This window comes from Enterobacter cloacae complex sp. S3 (genome assembly GCF_014930495.1).
Taxonomy (GTDB): domain Bacteria; phylum Pseudomonadota; class Gammaproteobacteria; order Enterobacterales; family Enterobacteriaceae; genus Enterobacter; species Enterobacter asburiae_B.
Genome location: NZ_JADBRD010000014.1, coordinates 110,425 through 131,176, shown reverse-complemented (window position 1 = coordinate 131,176; position 20,752 = coordinate 110,425). Strand labels below are relative to the sequence as shown.

The window sequence follows — 20,752 nt, the reverse complement described above, 5'->3', positions numbered from 1 at the left end:
ATCATGCTCACCCGCTTGCGAGAAATAGTCGAGAAGGTGGCCAGTGCTCCGCGTCTGAACGAGGCGCTGAATATTCTGGTCACTGACATCTGTCTTGCGATGGAGACCGAGGTCTGTTCGGTGTATCTGGCCGACCACGATCGGCGCTGCTATTACCTGATGGCGACCCGTGGTTTGAAAAAACCACGTGGACGCACCGTCACGCTCGCATTTGATGAAGGTATCGTGGGCCTGGTTGGGCGGCTGGCTGAACCCATCAACCTTGCTGACGCGCAAAAACACCCCAGCTTTAAATACATCCCTTCCGTAAAAGAAGAGCGCTTCCGCGCTTTTCTTGGCGTGCCGATTATCCAGCGTCGTCAGCTGCTCGGCGTGCTGGTCGTCCAGCAGCGCGAGCTACGTCAGTACGATGAAAGCGAAGAGTCTTTCCTCGTCACGCTGGCCACGCAGATGGCGGCGATCCTCTCCCAGTCCCAGCTTGCCGCGCTCTTTGGTCAATATCGCCATACGCGCATTCGTGCCCTTCCGGCATCACCAGGCGTAGCGATTGCGGAAGGCTGGATGGACGCCACGCTGCCGCTGATGGAGCAGGTTTACGAAGCCTCAACGCTTGATGAAGCGCTTGAGCGAGAGCGTCTTACCGCCGCGCTGGAAGAGGCGGCGAATGAATTTCGTCGTTACAGCAAGCGCTTTGCCGCAGGCGCACAGAAAGAGACGGCGGCCATCTTCGACCTCTATTCGCACCTGCTCTCCGACGCGCGTCTGCGTCGTGAGCTGTTTGCGGAAGTAGATAAAGGCTCGGTCGCAGAGTGGGCGGTTAAGAAGGTCATCGAAAAATTTGCCGACCAATTTGCGGCATTGACTGACGGTTACCTGAAAGAACGGGCTGGCGATCTCCGCGCCCTGGGACAGCGTCTGCTGTTCCATCTTGATGACACCATTCAGGGGCCGAATGCCTGGCCAAAACGGTTTGTGCTGGTCGCCGATGAACTCTCGGCAACTACGCTGGCTGAACTGCCCCAGGACAGGCTGGCCGGTGTGGTGGTGCGCGATGGCGCCGCCAACTCGCATGCCGCCATTATGGTGCGCGCGCTGGGTATCCCAACCGTTATGGGAGCGGATATCCAGCCGTCGGTACTGCACCGCCGTACGCTGGTAGTGGACGGCTATCGCGGTGAGCTGCTGGTCGATCCTGAGCCGGTTCTGCTCCAGGAATACCAGCGCCTTATCAGCGAAGAGAATGAATTAAGCAAGCTGGCGGAGGATGACGTTAACCTGCCCGCACAGCTTAAGAGCGGTGAGCGGATCAAAGTCATGCTCAACGCCGGTTTAAGCCCTGAGCATGAAGAAAAGCTTGGCAGCCGCATCGACGGTATTGGCCTGTACCGTACTGAAATCCCGTTCATGCTGCAGAGCGGTTTCCCCTCCGAAGAGGAGCAGGTGGCGCAATATCAGGGGATGCTGCAGATGTTTAACGACAAACCTGTCACCCTGCGAACCCTCGATGTCGGCGCGGATAAACAGCTGCCCTATATGCCGATCAGCGAAGAAAACCCGTGCCTGGGCTGGCGTGGGATCCGCATTACGCTCGATCAGCCGGAGATCTTCCTGATCCAGGTGCGTGCGATGCTGCGCGCCAACGCGGCGACGGGCAATCTCAGCATCTTACTCCCGATGGTCACCAGCATTGATGAGATCGACGAGTCCAGGCGACTGATCGAACGTGCAGGCCGTGAAGTGGAAGAGATGATCGGCTATGCGATCCCGAAACCGCGGATCGGGGTGATGCTTGAAGTGCCGTCTATGGTCTTTATGCTGCCGCAGCTGGCAAACCGTGTTGATTTTATCTCTGTCGGCACGAACGACCTGACGCAATATATTCTGGCCGTCGACCGTAACAATACCCGCGTCGCCAGTATCTACGACAGCCTGCATCCGGCGATCATTCGCGCGTTAGCGATGATTGCCCGTGAAGCGGAACAGTACGGCATTGATTTACGACTGTGCGGTGAAATGGCCGGGGATTCAATGTGCGTTGCGATCCTGATTGGTCTGGGATACCGCCATCTGTCGATGAACGGTCGCGCTGTCGCCCGCGTGAAGTACCTGCTGCGGCATATCGACATCAACGATGCCCGCGAGCTGGCTGAACGCAGCCTTGATGCGCAGTTGGCCGCTGAGGTTCGTCATCAGGTCGCGGCGTTTATGGAACGGCGCGGTATGGGCGGCCTGATCCGCGGCGGCCGCTAATCATCTTTCTGCCTCTCCCTCCGGGGGAGGGCTCCAGCGCGCATAAAACCCTATACACATCTTTTACATCTCTGGCGCATCCTCCGCGCCCGCCTTGTGCTATGATTCGCAACTTTGGAGCCTCTGCTTACGGCAGAATCGCATTTCTACCGCTGTCCACTTTCAGCGGAATAACAACATCTTGTGGTGACAGATGAACAGTGGTTATCTGCATTTTCCGGAATTTGATCCGGTCATTTTCTCAGTAGGACCTGTTTCGCTTCACTGGTACGGTCTGATGTACCTGGTGGGCTTCATTTTTGCCATGTGGCTCGCTGGCCGTCGCGCCAGTCGTCCGGGCAGCGGCTGGACGAAAAACGAAGTTGAAAACCTGCTCTATGCGGGCTTCCTCGGCGTGTTCCTCGGTGGCCGCATTGGGTACGTGCTGTTCTATAACTTCCCGGTATTCCTGAACGATCCGCTCTATCTGTTCCGCGTGTGGGACGGCGGCATGTCCTTCCACGGCGGCCTGATTGGGGTGATCCTGGTGATGGTGATTTTTGCCAAACGCACCAAACGCAACTTCTTCCAGGTTTCAGATTTTATCGCACCGCTGATCCCGTTTGGTCTCGGCGCTGGCCGTCTGGGTAACTTTATCAACGGTGAGCTGTGGGGTCGCGTCGACCCGAGCGTGCCGTACACGATGCTCTTCCCGGGCTCCCGCGCAGAAGATATCGCGCTGCTGCCATCACACCCGGAGTGGCAGTCCATTTTCGATACCTACGGCGTTCTGCCGCGCCATATGTCTCAGCTGTACGAGCTGGCGCTGGAAGGCGTTGTGCTGTTTATCATCCTCAACCTGTTTATCCGCAAACCGCGTCCGATGGGCGCTGTCTCCGGCCTGTTCCTGATTGGCTACGGCGCATTCCGTATTATCGTCGAGTTCTTCCGTCAGCCAGACGCACAGTTTACCGGCGAGTGGGTACAGTACATCAGCATGGGGCAGATCCTCTCCATTCCGATGATTGTCGCGGGTGCCATTATGATGATTTGGGCGTATCGTCGTCGTCCACAGCAACAAATTTCCTGAGGAACCATGAAACAGTATCTTGAATTGATGAAAAAAGTGCTCGACGAGGGCACGCCGAAAAACGACCGCACCGGCACCGGTACGCTCTCTATTTTTGGCCACCAGATGCGCTTCAACCTGCAAGAAGGCTTCCCACTGGTGACGACAAAGCGCTGCCATCTGCGCTCGATCATTCATGAACTGCTCTGGTTCCTGCAAGGCGATACCAACGTTGCGTATCTGCACGAAAATAACGTCTCAATCTGGGACGAATGGGCAGATGAAAATGGCAACCTGGGCCCGGTTTACGGCAAGCAGTGGCGCGCCTGGCCAACGCCTGATGGCCGCCATATTGACCAGATCACCACCGTGATGAACCAGCTGAAAAACGATCCGGACTCGCGCCGAATCATCGTTTCCGCCTGGAACGTCGGCGAGCTGGATAAAATGGCGCTGGCACCGTGCCACGCGTTCTTCCAGTTCTATGTCGCTGACGGCAAGCTATCCTGCCAGCTCTATCAGCGCTCCTGTGACGTGTTCCTCGGCCTGCCGTTTAACATTGCCAGCTATGCGCTGTTAGTCCACATGATGGCGCAGCAGTGCGACCTGGAAGTGGGTGATTTTGTCTGGACCGGTGGGGACACCCATCTTTACAGCAACCATATGGAACAGACGCATCTCCAGCTGACCCGCGAACCGCGTGCGCTGCCGAAGCTGATTATCAAACGCAAACCGGCATCAATCTTCGACTATCGCTTTGATGATTTCGAGATTGAGGGCTATGACCCGCATCCGGGCATCAAAGCGCCCGTCGCTATCTGATGCGATAAAGCGTGACACAACCGGTGCTCTTTAGCGCCGGTTTTTTTTCGCCTTTATCCCGTTTCCCGAAGCGCTATCCAGAAAGCGTGCAACGCGCTGCAACACTCCTGATTCTCCGGATAACGCCTCGTAAAACGAGGATCCGTCGCTCGTCATGTTCACCGCGCTTCGCCACACTCCCGATATGAAAAAAGAGAACGGTTTTACGCTTATCGAAACGCTGGTCGCGATTTCGCTTGTCGTTATCCTCAGCGCCTCGGGTCTGTACGGCTGGGACAGCTGGCAGCGGCAGCAGCGGCTGTGGCAAACCGCCAGTCAGGTACGAGATTACCTGCTGTTTCTACGCAATCATGCCAACCGCTACAACCGCGACCATCAAATTACCCATCAGCGGGTAGGAGGCATGGATTGTCTGCTGAGCTCTGCCGCGCAAGGCTGTGAGAAGGGCAATCCCTTTGTGCTGATTCCGCTCTGGCCTGAGGTCGCGATCGGCGAGGTAACGCCGTCGCTCGCGTTCTATGGATTAAAGGATACGGCTTGGGCTGGGCGGATACGCGTTCAAAGCCGCGCAGGAGAATGGCTGATTATTGTCTCAAATGGAGGACGCATCAGGATGTGTAAGGTCTCTGCGGGAGGTTCATGTCGATGAAGCAGCGAGGTTTCTCACTGACCGAAGTTCTGATTGCCACGGCGATTAGCAGCCTCCTGCTGATAAGCGCATCGCGTTTTTTACCCGGCTTGCAGCGGGCGGTCTTAGCGCAATCCGGCCAGAGACAACTGGAGGAAGAAGTCTGGCACCATCTGTTCGCCCTGGGCAAACAGCTCCAGCGTGCGGGATACTGCGCGGGAAACTGTCAGGGACAGGCGCTGGTGACAGCCAGGCAAGGAAGTTGCGTCATTGTGCGGTGGGATGCCAACAGTAACGGCAGCTGGGATAACAGCGCATCAGAAAATGACAGCACCGGTTTTCGTCTGGAGTCTGGCGCGCTGGAAACCCAGCGGGGGGCGACGTCGTGTGAAGGAAAAGGATGGGAAAAGCTCACGGACCCGGACAGGCTTACTATCGCGCATTTTGTGGTGAGGACAGTGGAACATGCCGGTTTTGCGCCCGAGGTGAATATCGAACTGGCGGCGATTCGTAAAGGCGAGCAGGGGGAGCCCTGGCAGGCGTTGTATACGGTCACGGGGTACAACCTGTGAATCGTCAACGCGGAATGTCTTCGCTGGCGCTGGTTCTGCTTTTACTGGTGCTCGGTACCCTTATCCTCACGGGTCTCAATCAGCAGCTCACAACCTTTAGCGCGCTCGTTGGCGGGGAGAAAAGCTCGCTTCAGCAGCAGGCGGCGGTGCAGTCCGCGCTTGAGTGGGGACGGGTTCAGAGCTGGTCGTCAGAGCCACAGGTTCAGTGCAAGAAGACTCCTGCGTGGCGAGCGTGTTTGCGCCAGCTGAGTGGGGCGCGTGTGCTGCTGATTGCCGGAGACAGCGACCTGCTGCTCTGGCGCTCAGGAGAGATTGTCGACGGGAACGTTCGCTTTTCGCCTCACGGCTGGAGTGATTTTTGTCCCCTTAAGGAGAGCGCGTTATGCCAGCTGCCGTGAACAGAGAAAAAGGGTTTAGCATGGTTGAGGTACTGCTGGCGATGATGCTGCTGGTGATCGTCGTGACGGCTTTGTCCGGTTATCATCGGGCGCTGGCGGCTCGGTTTACCCTGTTTAACCAGTATCGACAGCTCTGGCATCATGCCTGGAATCAGTCTCAGCTCTCAACAAATGTTCTCCCGGCTGGCTGGCAGGCCAGTCGGGGGCAGACAACGCACGCAGGATGTGTCAGCATCACGGTCACACTTATTTCTCCTCTGGGGCGGCGCGGTGAGATAACGCGCCTGCATTGCCCGGTTAGCCAGTAGTCGGGAGCGTCTATGTTAAGGGTCTACCACTCAAATCGTCTGGATGTGCTGGAAGCGCTGATGGAATTTATCGTTGAGCGCGAGCGGCTTGACGATCCTTTTGAGCCTGAAATGGTGCTGGTGCAGAGCACCGGTATGGCACAGTGGCTGCAAATGTCGCTTTCCCGTAAATTTGGCATAGCCGCAAATATTGATTTCCCGCTGCCCGCGAGCTTTATCTGGGAGATGTTTGTGCGCGTGTTGCCGGACATCCCGGAGCAGAGCGCCTTCAACAAGCAAGGCATGAGCTGGAAGCTCATGGCCCTGCTGCCGGAAATGCTGCAGCACGATGAATTCGCCATGCTGCGCCACTACCTCAATGACGATACCGATAAGCGCAAGCTGTTCCAGCTGGCGTCGCGCACCGCCGATCTCTACGACCAATACCTTGTTTACCGTTCTGACTGGTTAATTCGTTGGGAAGCGGGCGAGTTGGTTGAAGGGCTACCGGAGGCGCAAATATGGCAGGCACCGCTGTGGAAAGCACTGGTAGAGCATACGGAGAAACTTGGGCAGCCTCAGTGGCACCGTGCCAACCTGTACGATCGGTTTATCTCCATACTCGAGAATGCGTCGGAGCGCCCGGGCCGACTGCCGTCACGCGTTTTTATCTGCGGGATATCCGCATTACCGCCTGTTTATCTGAAGGCGTTGAACGCGCTGGGTAAACATATTGATATTCATATTTTGTTCACCAACCCTTGCCGACAGTATTGGGGGGATATCCTCGACGAACGTTGGCTTGCGCGGCTGGTGACTCGCCAACGAAAGCGCCTTTTTGAAGAACGTTCCGTCCCGCTGTTTAAAGATGGCTCGACTGCCGGGCAGCTTTTTGATGAAGACGGCATCCAGAACCTGCCCAATCCACTGCTTGCCTCGTGGGGGAAGCTGGGGCGTGACTACATTCACATGCTTTCAGACATCACCTCATCAGGTGAAGGCGACGTAGATGCCTTTGTCGATATTACCCCGGATAGCCTGCTGCATCATATTCAGCTGGATATCCTCGATCTGGAAAACCGTGCCGTGATGGGCGTGACGGCGAACGAGTTCGAACGCAGCGACAGCAAGCGGAAGCTGGATGCTGACGATCGCAGCGTCACGATCCATGTTTGCCATAGCCCTCAGCGTGAGGTCGAAGTGCTTCACGACCAGCTGCTGGCGATGCTGCAGGACGATCCCGAACTCACCCCGCGCGATATCGTGGTGATGGTGGCGGATATCGACAGCTACAGTCCCTTCATTCAGGCCGTTTTTGGCAGTGCGACGGGCGAGCGATATCTGCCTTACGCTATCTCTGACCGTCGTGCCCGTCAGTCGCATCCAGCATTGCAGGCCTTTATCACTCTGCTTTCACTGCCGGATAGCCGCTTTATCTCCGAAGATGTCCTGGCGTTACTGGATGTTCCCGTGCTGGCTGCACGCTTCAACATCAATGAAGAGGGGCTGCGCTACCTTCGCCAGTGGGTGAATGAATCTGGCGTACGCTGGGGGATCGATGACGATAACGTTCAGGAGTTCGAACTTCCTCCAACCGGGCAGCACACGTGGCGTTTTGGCCTGACGCGTATGCTGCTGGGCTACGCCATGGAGAGCAGCCAGGGCGAGTGGAATGAGGTGCTGCCTTACGATGAGTCCAGCGGGTTAATTGCTGAACTGGTGGGGCATTTAGCATCACTCCTGATGCAGCTTAACCGCTGGCGACACGAGCTGATGCAGCCGCGTCCGCTTGAAGCGTGGCTCCCGGTTTGCAGGGCATTGCTTAATGATTTCTTCCTGCCAGACAGTGACACCGAAGCGGCAATGGCACTGATTGAAACGCAGTGGCAGGCGATCGTCGATGAAGGCGTGAATTCCCATTATCAGGAGGCAATCCCACTGTCGCTGTTGAGGGATGAGCTAACGCAGCGGCTTGACCAGGAGCGAATCAGCCAGCGTTTCCTGGCAGGCCCCATCAATATCTGCACCCTGATGCCAATGCGTTCTATCCCGTTTAAAGTGGTCTGTCTGCTTGGCATGAACGACGGCGTTTATCCGCGCGCGCTGGCGCCGCTGGGGTTCGATTTGATGAGCGCAGATCCAAAGCGGGGCGACCGTAGCCGCCGCGATGATGACCGCTACCTCTTCCTTGAGGCGCTCATTTCCGCCCAGAGTAAGCTCTATATCAGCTATATCGGCCGTTCCATTCAGGACAACAGCGAGCGTTTTCCCTCCGTTCTGGTGCAGGAGCTGGTGGACTATATCGGCCAGAGTCACTATCTGACGGGGGATGAAGAGCGCAACTGCGATGAAAGCGAGATGAGGGTGAAAGCCCATATCACCTGTTTCCACAGCCGCATGCCGTTTGACCCGGTGAACTACACGCCCAGCGAGCGCCAGAGCTATGCGCAGGAGTGGCTACCGGCGGCGAAAAAGGAGGGGAGTGCGCATACCGATTTCATTCAGGAGCTTGACCCGCGCCCTGTCGACACCCTGACCTTCGAACAGCTTCAGCGGTTTTGGGCGCATCCGGTGCGCGCCTTCTTCCAGCAGCGATTGCAGGTCAACTTCCGTTCTGAAGAGAGTGAAATTCCTGATGCAGAGCCCTTTACGCTGGAAGGGCTGGAGCGCTACCAGTTAAACCTGCAGCTGTTGAATGCGCTGGTTGAAGAGGAAGATGCGGACAAACTTTACCGCCGCTACCGTGCTGCAGGACAGCTGCCCTATGGGGCATTCGGGGAAATTGTCTGGGAGGCGCAGTGTCAGGAGATGACCGCCCTGGCAGAGCGCGTAAGAGCGTGCCGACAGCCAGGGAAAAGCATTGAAATCGATCTCAACTGCAATGGCGTACAGCTTACGGGCTGGTTAACCCAGGTTCAGCCGGACGGGCTGCTGCGCTGGCGGCCTTCTATGCTGAGCGTTTCACAGGGTTTGCAACTCTGGCTGGAACATCTTGTCTACAGTGCGGATGGTCATAAAGGTGAAAGTCGGATTTTCGTGCGCAAAGAGGGCGAATGGCGCTTCCCGCCGATGGAGTCTGAGCAGGCGTTACGGTATCTGTCTTTGTACATTGAGGGCTACCGTCAGGGAATGAACAAACCGCTCCTGGTACTGCCGGAAAGTGGCGGGGCCTGGATAAAAGCCTGTTATGACGCACAGAATGATGCGATGTTAACGGATGAGGCGTCACTGCAGAAAGCGCGCAGTAAATTTATGCAGGCCTACGAAGGAAACATGATGGTGCGGGGCGAAGGTGAAGATGTCTGGTATCAGCGCTTATGGCGAACGCTTGAGCCAGAGTACTTTGAGGCCATCACGGAAGAGGCGCAGCGCTACCTGCTGCCGTTGTTTAAATTTAATCAGTCTTGAGCGCTGTATAAAAATTGCGCAGCATGGGGTGTTCAATTATGATGCACTTCTTATCACGGACTGATGTACCCAATAAAGAGATGTTGGCGTGTCCAGCACGCAATGTATTAATGATGTAGCCGTGATAAAGAGGTAGCACCTTGTTTAAAGCGTTTGTTTTGTTTTTCGCCCTCTGGGTACCTGTCACTCAGGCAGACTCCGGTTGGCAACCCGTTCAGGAAACTATTCGTAAAAGCGAAAAAGATACCCGTCAATATCAGGCTATTCGTCTTGATAACGGCATGACCGTACTGCTGGTTTCGGATCCGCAGGCGGTGAAGTCCCTCTCGGCATTAGTGGTGCCGGTTGGATCGCTGGAAGATCCTGACGCGCATCCTGGGCTTGCACACTATCTGGAACATATGACGCTGATGGGGTCAAAAAAATACCCGCAGCCGGATAGCCTGTCCGAATTTTTGAAAATGCATGGCGGGAGCCACAATGCCAGTACGGCACCGTACCGCACGGCCTTTTATCTTGAAGTCGAAAATGATGCGCTGGAAGGCGCGGTCGATCGCCTTGCTGATTCCATCGCCGCCCCCCTGCTGGATAAAAAATATGCCGACCGTGAACGCAATGCCGTCAATGCTGAGTTGACCCTTGCCCGCACGCGAGACGGTATGCGCATGGCCCAGGTCAGCGCCGAAACCATCAACCCTGCGCACCCGGGTTCGCGCTTCTCCGGCGGTAACATTGAGACGTTAAGCGACAAACCGAACAGCCCGGTGCTTGATGCCCTGCACGCGTTTCGCGATAAATACTACTCCGCCAACCTGATGAAAGCGGTCATCTACAGCAATAAACCGTTGCCAGAACTGGCAGGCATGGCGGCTAAAACGTTTGGCCGGGTGCCGAATAAAAATATCGACCTGCCGCAGATAGACGTACCGGTGGTCACGGATGCGCAAAAGGGCATAGTGATCCACTACGTGCCTGCGCTGCCGCGCAAAGTGCTGCGCGTGGAATTCCGCATCGATAACAACACCGCACAGTTTCGCAGTAAAACCGATGAGCTGGTGACCTACCTGATAGGTAACCGTAGTCCGGGTACGCTTTCTGACTGGCTGCAAAAACAGGGGCTGGTGGAAGGTATTCGCGCCGACTCCGATCCGGTTGTGAACGGCAATAGCGGCGTGCTGGCGATCTCCGCCACCCTGACCGATAAAGGGCTGGCAAACCGTGACGAAGTGGTGGCGGCGATCTTCAGCTACCTCTCTTTACTGCGTGAGAAAGGCGTCGATAAGCGCTACTTTGATGAACTCGCCCACGTGCTGGATCTCGATTTCCGTTACCCGTCCATTACCCGCGACATGGATTACGTTGAGTGGCTGGCGGATACCATGATCCGCGTGCCGGTGGAGCACACCCTCGATGCGGTGAATATTGCCGACCAGTATAATGCCGGGGCGGTAAAGGCCCGCCTGGCGATGATGACGCCGGAGAATGCCCGCATCTGGTACATCAGCCCGAACGAACCGCATAACAAGACGGCGTATTTTGTCGATGCTCCTTATCAGGTGGACAAAATCAGCGCGCAGACCTTCGCCGACTGGCAGAAGAAGGCCGGGGAGATTGCGTTGAAGCTGCCGGAGCTGAACCCCTATATTCCGGATGACTTCTCGCTGACCAAAACGACTAAAGATTACCCGCACCCGGCGCTCATCGTTGATGAACCGACGCTGCGCGTGGTTTACACCCCCAGCCGCTACTTCGCAAGCGAGCCAAAGGCCGATGTCAGCGTGGTGCTGCGTAACCCGAAAGCGATGAACAGCGCTAAAAATCAAGTGATGTTCGCGCTCAATGACTATCTCGCCGGGATTGCGCTCGATCAGCTCAGCAACCAGGCGGCCGTGGGCGGGATCAGCTTCTCCACCAACGCCAACAACGGTTTGATGCTCAATGCAAACGGCTATACCCAGAGTTTGCCTCAGCTGTTCCAGGCACTGCTGGAGGGCTATTTCAGCTATACGCCGACGGAAGAGCAGCTTGAACAGGCTAAATCGTGGTATGCGCAGATGATGGATTCTGCGGAGAAGGGCAAAGCTTACGATATGGCGCTTATGCCGGCGCAAATGCTGTCGCAAGTTCCTTATTTCCAGCGAGAGGATCGCCGCGCGCTGTTGCCTTCGATCACCTTAAAAGACGTGCTGGTTTACCGTGATGCGCTGAAAACCAACACGCGTCCGGAGTTCCTGATCGTCGGCAACATGAGTGAGGATCAGGCCAAAACCCTGGCAGAGAATGTACGCACTCAGCTCGGTTCGAAAGGCGACGAGTGGTGCCGCAACCAGGACGTGCTGGTTGAGAAAAAACAGAATGTGATTTTTGAAAAGGCGGGTAACAGCACGGATTCCGCGCTGGCCGCGGTATTTGTGCCAACGGGCTACGATGAATTCGCCAGCTCAGCGCAGAGTGCCGTTCTGGGGCAAATTATTCAGCCGTGGTTCTACAACCAGTTACGCACAGAGGAGCAGCTTGGCTACGCTGTGTTTGCCTTCTCCATGAACGTAGGCCGACAGTGGGGGCTGGGTTTCCTGCTGCAAAGCAGCGATAAACAGCCGGCGTATCTCTGGAAGCGTTACCAGGCCTTCTTCCCGCAGGTGGAAGCGAAACTGCGCGCCATGAAGCCGGAAGAGTTTGCGCAGATCCAGCAGGCCGTCATCGCACAGGTGATGCAGCCGCCGCAGACGCTGGGTGAAGAAGCCTCGCAGCTGAGCAAAGATTTCGATCGCGGTAATCTGAAATTTGATTCGCGTGATAAAGTAGTGGCCGAGATAAAACAGCTGACGCCGCAGAAGGTTGCAGACTTCTTCCATCAGGCGGTCATTAAGCCGCAGGGAATCACTATCCTGTCTCAGGTTTCCGGTAGCCAGAACGGGAAAACGGAATACGTGAACCCGAAAGGCTGGAAAGTCTGGAAGAGCGTCAGCGCGCTGCAGCAATCTATGCCCTGGAGTAAGAAAGAATGACCGATACCGCTGAGTCCCTTGATCCCTTACGTTTACCTCTGCAGGGTGAACGATTGATTGAAGCCTCAGCGGGAACGGGAAAAACCTTCACCATTGCCGCTCTGTACCTGCGTCTGCTGCTGGGGCTTGGCGGCAACGCCGCTTTTCCACGTCCTTTGAGCGTGGAGGAACTGCTGGTGGTGACCTTCACCGAGGCTGCCACCGCTGAGCTGCGGGGCCGTATTCGCAGCAATATCCACGAGCTGCGCATCGCCTGTCTGCGTCAGAGCACGGATAACCCTCTCTACGCGAGCCTTCTGGAAGAAATTGCCGATAAGCAACAGGCAGCCCAGTGGCTATTGCTCGCTGAACGGCAGATGGATGAAGCGTCCGTCTTCACCATTCATGGTTTTTGCCAGCGTATGCTGAGCCTGAATGCGTTTGAATCCGGCATGCTGTTTGAACAGCAGCTTATTGAAGATGAATCCGTGCTTCGCTATCAGGCCTGCGCGGATTTCTGGCGTCGCCACTGCTACCCGTTACAGCGCGATATCGCCGAAGCGGTACATGCGCTGTGGAAGGGCCCGGAGGCGCTGCTGCGCGCTATCGATCGTTATCTGCAGGGTGAAGCACCGGTCATCAAATCCCCGCCGCCTGCGGATGAAACCCTGGCCTCACGCCATGAAAAAATCATCGCGAGAATTGCCGATATCAAGCAAAAATGGATTGAGTCCGTTGGCGAGATTGACGCAATCATCGAAAATTCCGGGATTGATCGACGCAAGTTTAACCGTGGCAATCAGGGGAAATGGATCGACAAGATCAGCGCCTGGGCGCAGGAGGAGACGCGAGGCTACCAGCTCCCGGATGCGCTGGAGAAATTCTCCCAACGTTTCCTGGCTGAGCGGACCAAAGCCGACGGCATTGTGCCTGAGCATCCTCTGTTTGTGGCGATTGAAACCCTGCTGGCTGAGCCCTTAACGCTCAACGATCTGATGATTACCCGCGCCATGACGGAAATTCGCGACGCCGTCGCGCGTGAGAAACGCCGCCGGGGTGAACTGGGGTTTGACGATATGCTGAGCCGCCTCGATGCGGCGCTGTGCAGTGAAAATGGCGAAGCGCTTGCCGCCGCGATCCGCACACGGTTCCCGGTGGCGATGATTGACGAATTTCAGGATACCGACCCTCAGCAATACCGCATTTTCCGCCGTATCTGGCGCCAGCAGCCCGGCACCGCTCTGTTGTTAATCGGCGATCCGAAACAGGCCATTTATGCCTTCCGCGGTGCGGATATTTTCACCTACATGAAAGCCCGTAGCGAAGTTGACGCGCACTACACGCTTGATACTAACTGGCGCTCCTCTCCCGGCATGGTGGAAAGCGTCAACGCGCTCTTCAGCCGCATGGATACGGCGTTTATGTTCCGGGAGATCCCGTTTCAGTCGGTAAAGTTCGCCGAGAAAAATGCCTCGTTGCGCTTCGAGTTCAACGGCGAGACGCAGCCTGCCATGAACTTCTGGCTACTGGACGGGGAAGGCTGCGGCGTTGCCGACTATCAAAATGCCATGGCCCAGCACAGTGCCGCACAAATCCGCGACTGGCTCAGTGCGGGCGCGCACGGTAAAGCGCTGCTGTGGAAGGGGGATAAACCAACCCCGGTAAAGGCATCCGATATCACGGTGCTGGTGCGCAGCCGTCAGGAGGCCGCGCTCATCCGCGACGCTCTGACGTTACTGAATATTCCCTCCGTCTATCTCTCGAACCGCGATAGCGTCTTTGAAACGCTGGAAGCGCAGGAGATGCTATGGCTGCTGCAGGCCGTGCTGGCTCCGGAGCGGGAAAGCACGCTGCGTAGCGCATTAGCGAGCGCGATGCTCGGGCTGAACGCGCGGGATATTGATGCGCTGAACAATGACGAAGCCGCGTGGGATTCTGTCGTAGAAGAGTTTGTTCGCTACCGCGAAAAATGGCAGAAGCGTGGAGTCATGGCGATGGTGCGCGAGCTCATGGCGCAGCGCCACATTGCGGAGAATATGCTGGCGACAGCAGGCGGCGAGCGCCGTTTGACCGATATTTTACATATCAGCGAACTGCTGCAGGAAGCCGGTACGCAGCTGGAGAGCGAACACGCTCTGGTACGCTGGCTGGCGCAGCAGATTGCCGATCCGAACAGTAATTCGTCCAGCCAGCAGATGCGACTAGAGAGTGATAAACATCTGGTGCAGATCGTCACCATTCACAAGTCGAAAGGCCTGGAATATCCGCTGGTCTGGCTGCCGTTTATCGCCAATTATCGCGTGCAGGATCAGGCCTTTTACCACGATCGCGAGTCTTTTGAGGCGGTGCTCGATCTCAGCAACGCGGAGTCCAGCGTTGAGCTGGCCGAAGCCGAGCGTCTGGCGGAAGACCTGCGCCTGCTTTACGTGGCGCTGACCCGTTCGGTCTGGCACTGCAGCCTGGGCGTTGCGCCTCTGTTCCGTCGCCGTGGCGAAAAGAGCGGGGAGAGTGATTTTCATCTGAGCGCGCTGGGGCGGCTTATTCAGCACGGCGAACCCAAAGACGCGGCGGGCCTGCGCCAGTGCATCGAATCGCTTTGCACGGAGCATGTTGCCCTGCATATTCCGTCGCAGCCCGACAACAGCCGCTGGCAGATGCCGGAGCTGCGTGAGTCAGCGCTCCATGCCCGCCAGGTTGTACGTACCATTGCCGACGACTGGCGCGTCACCAGCTACTCCGGTTTACAGCAGCACGGGCAGAGTATTGCGCAGGATCTGATGCCAAAACTGGACGTGGACGCCGCAGGAGCCGGTAGCGTACCCGCTGAGCCGGTGCTCACGCCGCACCAGTTCCCGCGCGGCGCCTCGCCGGGCACGTTTTTGCACAGCCTGTTTGAAGAGCTGGATTTTACCCAGCCGGTTTCCGAAGAATGGGTGCTGAAAATGTTACAGAGTGGCGGCTACGACGCGCAGTGGCAGCCGGTTCTCACCGACTGGATCCGCGCGGTACTGCACGCGCCGCTCACGACGCAGGGGATCTCGCTGAACCAGTTGACCGCCAAAGACAAGCAGGTGGAGATGGAGTTTTATCTCCCCATCGCCAGCCCGCTCAGGGCCGAGGCGCTTGATGCGCTGATCCGCGAGTACGATCCGTTATCCGCCGGGTGCCCGCCGCTGAACTTCCGCCAGGTGCAGGGGATGCTCAAAGGCTTTATCGACCTGGTTTTCCGCCACGAAGGGCGCTACTACCTGCTGGATTACAAATCGAACTGGCTGGGTGAAAGCAGCGAAGCCTACACCCAGGACGCGATGGCATCGGCAATGCAAATGCATCGCTACGATCTGCAGTATCAGCTTTACACCCTTGCGCTGCACCGTTACCTCCGCCATCGCATGGCCGATTACCGCTACGAAGATCATTTTGGCGGCGTCATTTACCTGTTCCTGCGCGGAGTGGATGGTAACGACCCGCGTTCCGGCGTCTTTAGTACGCGTCCGGCTGCGGAACTGATTGAAAAAATGGATAATCTGTTTGCTGCAAGCACGAAGGAGGTGGCATGACGATGCAGGCGCTACTGCTGGACGCGGTTGAACAACGGTTACTGCGTCACCTGGATGTGCAGTTCGCCATGATGGTGGCAGGCGAGGAGCCTGCCGTCATGCTGGCCGCGGCCATTCTGAGTAAAGACGCGGGGGAAGGGCACGTATGTCTGCCGCTGTCGCGTCTGGCGGTGGATGAGAAAATGCCTCCGGCTTTACAGGCGTGTTTCGCGCTGCTGGGGGACGCAGTGGACTGGCAGGAGATATTACTCGGCTCGCCTGCCGTGAGCGGAGCCGATACCGGGACGCCAATGATCCTTGTCGGCGAGCGTTTGTATCTTAACCGGCTGTGGCGTAACGAACTGACGGTAGCGCGCTTCTTCAGCGAGACCAACGCCCCGCTTCCCTGCGATGAAGCGCAGCTCCGGCAAACGCTGGATACGCTGTTTACCTCTGACGACGCGACAGACTGGCAAAAAGTGGCGGCAGCCGTGGCCTTAACGCGACGGATCTCGGTGATTTCTGGCGGCCCGGGCACCGGGAAAACGACCACTGTGGCAAAACTGCTTGCCGCGCTGATTCAGCTATCGGGTGAGAAAAAGTGCCGTATTCGCCTGGCGGCCCCCACCGGTAAAGCGGCGGCACGTCTCACGGAGTCGTTAGGCGGCGCGCTGCAAAAACTGCCGCTAACCGGGGAGCAGCTTGCGCTTTTCCCCAATGAAGCGAGCACGCTGCACCGTTTGCTTGGCGCACAGCCGGGTAGCCAGCGTCTGCGCTATCATGCCGGTAACCCACTGCACCTTGACGTGCTGGTCGTGGATGAAGCGTCGATGATTGACCTGACGATGATGTCGCGTTTGATCGATGCGCTACCGCCGCACGCGCGCGTCATTTTCCTCGGCGATCGCGATCAGCTTGCCTCCGTAGAGGCGGGAGCCGTATTGGGGGATATCTGCACCTATGCCAGCCTGGGATATACCGCGGAACGCGCGCAGGAGCTGGCCCGTCTCACCGGATGTTCGCTCACGTCTGAAAACCATTCGCTTGCAGGGGCGCTGCGCGACAGCCTGTGTCTGCTGCAAAAAAGCTACCGTTTCGGCAGCGACTCTGGCATCGGCCAGCTTGCGGCGGCGGTGAACCGGGGCGACCGGCGCACCACCACAGCGGTATTTGACGGTACCTTTACGGATATTGAGAAAAAATCGCTGCAAAGTGGGGAAGAGTATCAGGCGATGCTGGACGACGCCCTGCAGGGGTATCAGCACTTTCTGACGGGCGTACAACAGCAAAGTACGCCGGAGCAGGTCATTGCTGCGTTTGGCGAATACCAGCTGCTCTGTGCGCTGAGGGAAGGCCCCTTTGGCGTCCGGGGTTTGAACGACAGGCTGGAACAGCTGCTGGCGCAAAAACGCAAAATTAACCTTACCCAGCACTCGCGCTGGTATGAAGGGCGACCGGTGATGATCTCCCGCAACGACAGCGCGCTGGGATTGTTTAACGGGGATATCGGGATTGCGCTCGATTGTGGTCAGGGCCTGCGCGTCTGGTTCCAGATGCCGGACGGGAGCGTGAAGTCCTTCCAGCCCAGCCGTTTGCCCGAGCATGAAACCGCCTGGGCGATGACGGTGCATAAATCCCAGGGCTCCGAGTTTAACCATGCGGCGCTGATCCTGCCCACGCAGCTTTCACCCGTCGTTACCCGCGAGCTGATCTATACCGCCATTACGCGCGCGCGTCAGCGTCTTTCGCTCTATACCGATGAGCGGGTGCTGGTGCAGGCGATCGCCACCCGAACGGAACGCCGAAGCGGGCTGGGCGCGATATTTGAGTCACTCTGAACAACGCCAGATATCCAGGCCGGGTACGCGCAGCGCGACCCGGCAAGCGTTGTATTATCCCAGGTCAGCCATCAGCACTTTTGAACGACGCTGATAGTTGTACATCTCTTTCTTCGTTTCCGGCAGAGAATCGATATCCACCGGCGTGAATCCGCGCTCCTGGAACCAGTGAATGCTGCGCGTCGTCAGGACGAACAGTTTGCTCAGTCCCATCTGGCGCGCCTGTGCCGCCACGCGTTCAAGCAGCATTTCGCCGCGTGAAGAGCTACGGTAATCAGGATGCACCGCCACGCAGGCCATTTCACCGATCTTCTCTTCCGGGAACGGATAGAGCGCGGCGCAGGCAATGGTCAGGTTATCGCGCTGAATAATGGTGAATTTGTCGATCTCCATCTCCAGCTGTTCGCGTGAGCGGCGTACCAGAATGCCCTGCTGTTCCAGCGGGCGGATCAGCTCCAGAATGCCGCCGATGTCATTGATGGTGGCGCGGCGGATCTGCTCCGCACTCTCCATCACAATCTGCGTACCAATACCGTCGCGGGAGAACAGCTCCTGCAACAGGGCCCCGTCTTCCTGATAGCTAATCAGGTGGCTGCGGCGCACGCCGCTGCGGCAGGCCTTCACGGCGCCACGCAGGAAGCGGACGGTGCCGGAGTGGTAATCGCCTTCGGCTTCCAGCGCCTCCACGCGAGCCTGGGCTTCATTCGGGAAGAGTTCCGGTACGATTGTTCCTTCAGCGTCCACGACGCCCTGGGAGGAGCAGAACCCAATCATTTTTTCCGCCTTCAGCTTGATCGCCAGCTGCGTGGCGATCTCTTCGGACGTCAGGTTAAAGCTTTCGCCGGTCACGGAAACAGCGACCGGGCCCATCAGCACGATGGCACCGCTGTCCAGCTGGCGGTGAATAGCTTCTTCATCAATACGACGGATACGGCCGCTGTGGCAGTAATCCACGCCATCGTCCACGCCGAGCGGCTGGGCAATGATAAAGTTGCCGCTCACGACGTTGATATGCGCGCCCTGCAGCGGCGTATTGTTCAGGCTCATGGAGAGACGCGCGGTAATATCCAGCTGCAGCAGACCCGCCGCCTGTTTCACCAGCTCCAGGGTTTTGGCATCGGTGACGCGGGTATGTTTATGGTAAATCGGCTCGTGGTGGTGAGCGGCCAGGTTGGCGTCGATCTGCGGACGCGCGCCATAAACCACCACCAGGCGGATCCCGAGGCTGTGCAGCAGGCCAATGTCATTGACGATGCTGGAAAAATTTTCATGCTCAATGGCTTCGCCGCCAAGCATGATGACAAACGTTTTTCCCCGATGGGCGTTGATATAGGGAACAGAATGGCGGAATCCCTGGACCAGTTCGGTTCTACGTTCCTTCACCATGGCACAACCCTTAATGAATGTTTATTCGTAATTTCTGTATTTTTATTCGATTGTGGTCGCGTGTGCAAGTGCAAATTTTCCGCGACCCACAGAAATTGGTAAGTAATCCGTGCGTTAGCGTATGATTGTTTACCCTTTTATAGATGACAGTTTATGCGTCATTCGTTAAAGTTTTCGGTCAATTTGGACATTTTGTATATCAGTCAGTGTTCTTGCTCGGGAGAAGCATGTCGGGATCCAATTCAGCAATAAGCCGCCGCCGTTTGTTAAAAGGGGCCGGGGCAATGTGGTTGCTTAGCGTCAGTCAGGTCGGTCTTGCCGCCACGAGTCAGGTGGTGGCGGTGCGCGTCTGGCCGTCGTCGACCTATACGCGCGTGACGGTTGAATCCAATCGCGTGCTGAAATATAAGCAATTTGCCCTCAGCAACCCTGAACGCGTGGTGGTGGATCTCGAAGGCGTTAACCTCAACTCCGTGCTGAAAGGGATGGCGGCGCAGATCCGCGGCGACGATCCGTTTATTAAATCGGCGCGCGTCGGGCAGTTTGATCCGCAAACCGTGCGCATGGTGTTTGAGCTTAAACAGAACGTTAAGCCGCAGCTGTTCGCCCTGGCGCCCGTCGCGACCTTTAAAGAGCGTCTGGTGATGGATCTCTACCCGGCCAACGCAACGGATATCCAGGATCCGCTTCTCGCTCTGCTGGAGGACTACAACAAGGGCGATCTTCAGCGTCAGGTGCCGCCTGCGCAAAGCGGTCCGCAACCCGGAAAAGCAGGGCGCGATCGTCCGATTGTGATCATGCTCGATCCCGGCCACGGCGGCGAAGACTCCGGCGCGGTGGGGAAATACCGCACGCGTGAAAAAGACGTGGTGCTGCAAATTGCCCGCCGCCTGAAGGCGTTGATTGATAAAGAAGGCAATATGCGCGCCTATATGACGCGCAATGAAGATATCTTTATCCCGCTGAAGGTCAGGGTGGCGAAAGCGCAGAAGCAGCGCGCCGATTTGTTCGTGTCGATCCATGCGGATGCCTTTACCAGCCGCCAGCCAAGCGGCTCGTCGGTGTTTGCGCTCTCAACCAAAGGCGCGACCAGTACCGCAGCAAGATTCCTGGCTGACAGCCAGAACGCCTCTGACCTGATTGGTGGCGTGAGCAAAAGCGGCGACCGCTACGTCGACCACACTATGTTCGATATGGTGCAGTCGCTGACCATTAACGACAGCCTGAAGTTTGGTAAAGCGGTGCTGGGCAAGCTGGGCAACATCAATAAGCTGCATAAAAACAGCGTTGAACAGGCCGGGTTTGCGGTACTCAAGGCACCGGATATCCCGTCCATTCTGGTCGAAACCGCCTTTATCAGTAACGTCGAAGAGGAGCGTAAGCTCAAGACGGCAAAATTCCAGCAGGACGTTGCGGAGTCGATTCTGGCGGGGATACGGGCGTATTTCTCTGACGGGGCGACGCTGGCGCGACGCGGATAACGCTTTCAGCCGGGTAAACGCCCGGCAAATTCACAAACGACAGATACAAAAAAACACCCTTGAGGGTGTTTATTGTTTTCAGAAGTGTTGGTTGCGGGGGCCGGATTT

13 protein-coding genes are annotated in these 20,752 nt (G+C 57.1%); 12 read left to right on the top strand and 1 reads right to left on the bottom strand.

Features of this window, described 5'->3' with window-relative positions; genetic code table 11:
* Positions 1 to 3: 3 nt before the first annotated feature.
* From ptsP to recD, 11 genes are all read left to right on the top strand, one after another.
* On the top strand, positions 4 to 2,250 hold the full coding sequence (ptsP, locus tag IM317_RS07390; RefSeq protein ID WP_023309047.1) for a phosphoenolpyruvate--protein phosphotransferase: 2,247 nt from the start codon (positions 4 to 6) through the stop codon (positions 2,248 to 2,250).
* Between the two features lie 193 nt (positions 2,251 to 2,443).
* Entirely contained in the window at positions 2,444 to 3,319 is an 876-nt protein-coding gene (gene lgt / locus IM317_RS07385) for a prolipoprotein diacylglyceryl transferase (protein ID WP_023309046.1), read from the top strand.
* A 6-nt stretch (positions 3,320 to 3,325) separates the two neighbouring features.
* Positions 3,326 to 4,120, top strand: coding sequence for a thymidylate synthase (gene thyA / locus IM317_RS07380; protein ID WP_014885081.1), 795 nt, complete (start codon positions 3,326 to 3,328; stop codon positions 4,118 to 4,120).
* Positions 4,121 to 4,304: 184 nt separating this feature from the next.
* Positions 4,305 to 4,769: a prepilin peptidase-dependent protein gene (locus IM317_RS07375; protein WP_033146582.1), complete on the top strand. Its 465-nt coding sequence runs from the start codon at positions 4,305 to 4,307 to the stop codon at positions 4,767 to 4,769.
* Positions 4,760 to 5,320 carry a prepilin peptidase-dependent protein gene (locus IM317_RS07370; protein WP_033146443.1) on the top strand — a complete coding sequence of 187 codons (561 nt, stop codon included), beginning with the start codon at positions 4,760 to 4,762 and terminating at the stop codon, positions 5,318 to 5,320. Before IM317_RS07375 ends, IM317_RS07370 begins: the two co-directional genes overlap by 10 nt.
* A complete protein-coding gene (locus IM317_RS07365) occupies positions 5,317 to 5,718 on the top strand; it encodes a DUF2509 family protein (protein WP_033146442.1) in 402 nt (133 codons plus the stop codon). Before IM317_RS07370 ends, IM317_RS07365 begins: the two co-directional genes overlap by 4 nt.
* Positions 5,703 to 6,026: a prepilin-type N-terminal cleavage/methylation domain-containing protein gene (locus IM317_RS07360; protein ID WP_023309042.1), complete on the top strand. Its 324-nt coding sequence runs from the start codon at positions 5,703 to 5,705 to the stop codon at positions 6,024 to 6,026. The genes IM317_RS07365 and IM317_RS07360 overlap by 16 nt, the downstream gene beginning before the upstream one ends.
* A gap of 12 nt (positions 6,027 to 6,038) precedes the next feature.
* Complete coding sequence (gene recC, locus IM317_RS07355) at positions 6,039 to 9,413, top strand: exodeoxyribonuclease V subunit gamma (protein ID WP_033146441.1); 3,375 nt, start codon at positions 6,039 to 6,041, stop codon at positions 9,411 to 9,413.
* 140 nt (positions 9,414 to 9,553) lie between these two features.
* Complete coding sequence (ptrA, locus tag IM317_RS07350; RefSeq protein ID WP_033146440.1) at positions 9,554 to 12,421, top strand: pitrilysin; 2,868 nt, start codon at positions 9,554 to 9,556, stop codon at positions 12,419 to 12,421.
* The gene (gene recB / locus IM317_RS07345) at positions 12,418 to 15,960 is read left to right on the top strand and encodes an exodeoxyribonuclease V subunit beta (RefSeq protein ID WP_033146439.1); all 3,543 of its coding nucleotides are present in this window, start codon (positions 12,418 to 12,420) and stop codon (positions 15,958 to 15,960) included. The genes ptrA and recB overlap by 4 nt, the downstream gene beginning before the upstream one ends.
* Complete coding sequence (gene recD, locus IM317_RS07340; RefSeq protein ID WP_033146438.1) at positions 15,957 to 17,777, top strand: exodeoxyribonuclease V subunit alpha; 1,821 nt, start codon at positions 15,957 to 15,959, stop codon at positions 17,775 to 17,777. The genes recB and recD overlap by 4 nt, the downstream gene beginning before the upstream one ends.
* A 54-nt stretch (positions 17,778 to 17,831) precedes the next feature.
* Here recD and argA read toward each other — a convergent pair whose 3' ends face one another.
* Positions 17,832 to 19,163, bottom strand: a complete 1,332-nt coding sequence (argA, locus tag IM317_RS07335; RefSeq protein ID WP_023309037.1) for an amino-acid N-acetyltransferase — start codon at positions 19,161 to 19,163, stop codon at positions 17,832 to 17,834.
* A 227-nt stretch (positions 19,164 to 19,390) separates the two neighbouring features.
* On the opposite strand from argA, the gene amiC reads away from it, so the two are divergent.
* Positions 19,391 to 20,644: an N-acetylmuramoyl-L-alanine amidase AmiC gene (gene amiC, locus IM317_RS07330; protein WP_033146437.1), complete on the top strand. Its 1,254-nt coding sequence runs from the start codon at positions 19,391 to 19,393 to the stop codon at positions 20,642 to 20,644.
* Positions 20,645 to 20,752 lie beyond the last annotated feature (108 nt).

What these genes read in the sequence shown, in the direction of transcription:
- ptsP (WP_023309047.1), top strand. Translation starts at nt 4, where the DNA reads ATGCTCACCCGCTTGCGAGAAATAGTCGAGAAGGTGGCCAGTGCTCCG.
- lgt (WP_023309046.1), top strand. Translation starts at nt 2,444, where the DNA reads ATGAACAGTGGTTATCTGCATTTTCCGGAATTTGATCCGGTCATTTTC.
- thyA (WP_014885081.1), top strand. Translation starts at nt 3,326, where the DNA reads ATGAAACAGTATCTTGAATTGATGAAAAAAGTGCTCGACGAGGGCACG.
- IM317_RS07375 (WP_033146582.1), top strand. Translation starts at nt 4,305, where the DNA reads ATGAAAAAAGAGAACGGTTTTACGCTTATCGAAACGCTGGTCGCGATT.
- IM317_RS07370 (WP_033146443.1), top strand. Translation starts at nt 4,760, where the DNA reads ATGTCGATGAAGCAGCGAGGTTTCTCACTGACCGAAGTTCTGATTGCC.
- IM317_RS07360 (WP_023309042.1), top strand. Translation starts at nt 5,703, where the DNA reads ATGCCAGCTGCCGTGAACAGAGAAAAAGGGTTTAGCATGGTTGAGGTA.
- recC (WP_033146441.1), top strand. Translation starts at nt 6,039, where the DNA reads ATGTTAAGGGTCTACCACTCAAATCGTCTGGATGTGCTGGAAGCGCTG.
- recB (WP_033146439.1), top strand. Translation starts at nt 12,418, where the DNA reads ATGACCGATACCGCTGAGTCCCTTGATCCCTTACGTTTACCTCTGCAG.
- recD (WP_033146438.1), top strand. Translation starts at nt 15,957, where the DNA reads ATGACGATGCAGGCGCTACTGCTGGACGCGGTTGAACAACGGTTACTG.
- argA (WP_023309037.1), bottom strand. Translation starts at nt 19,163, where the DNA reads ATGGTGAAGGAACGTAGAACCGAACTGGTCCAGGGATTCCGCCATTCT.
- amiC (WP_033146437.1), top strand. Translation starts at nt 19,391, where the DNA reads ATGTCGGGATCCAATTCAGCAATAAGCCGCCGCCGTTTGTTAAAAGGG.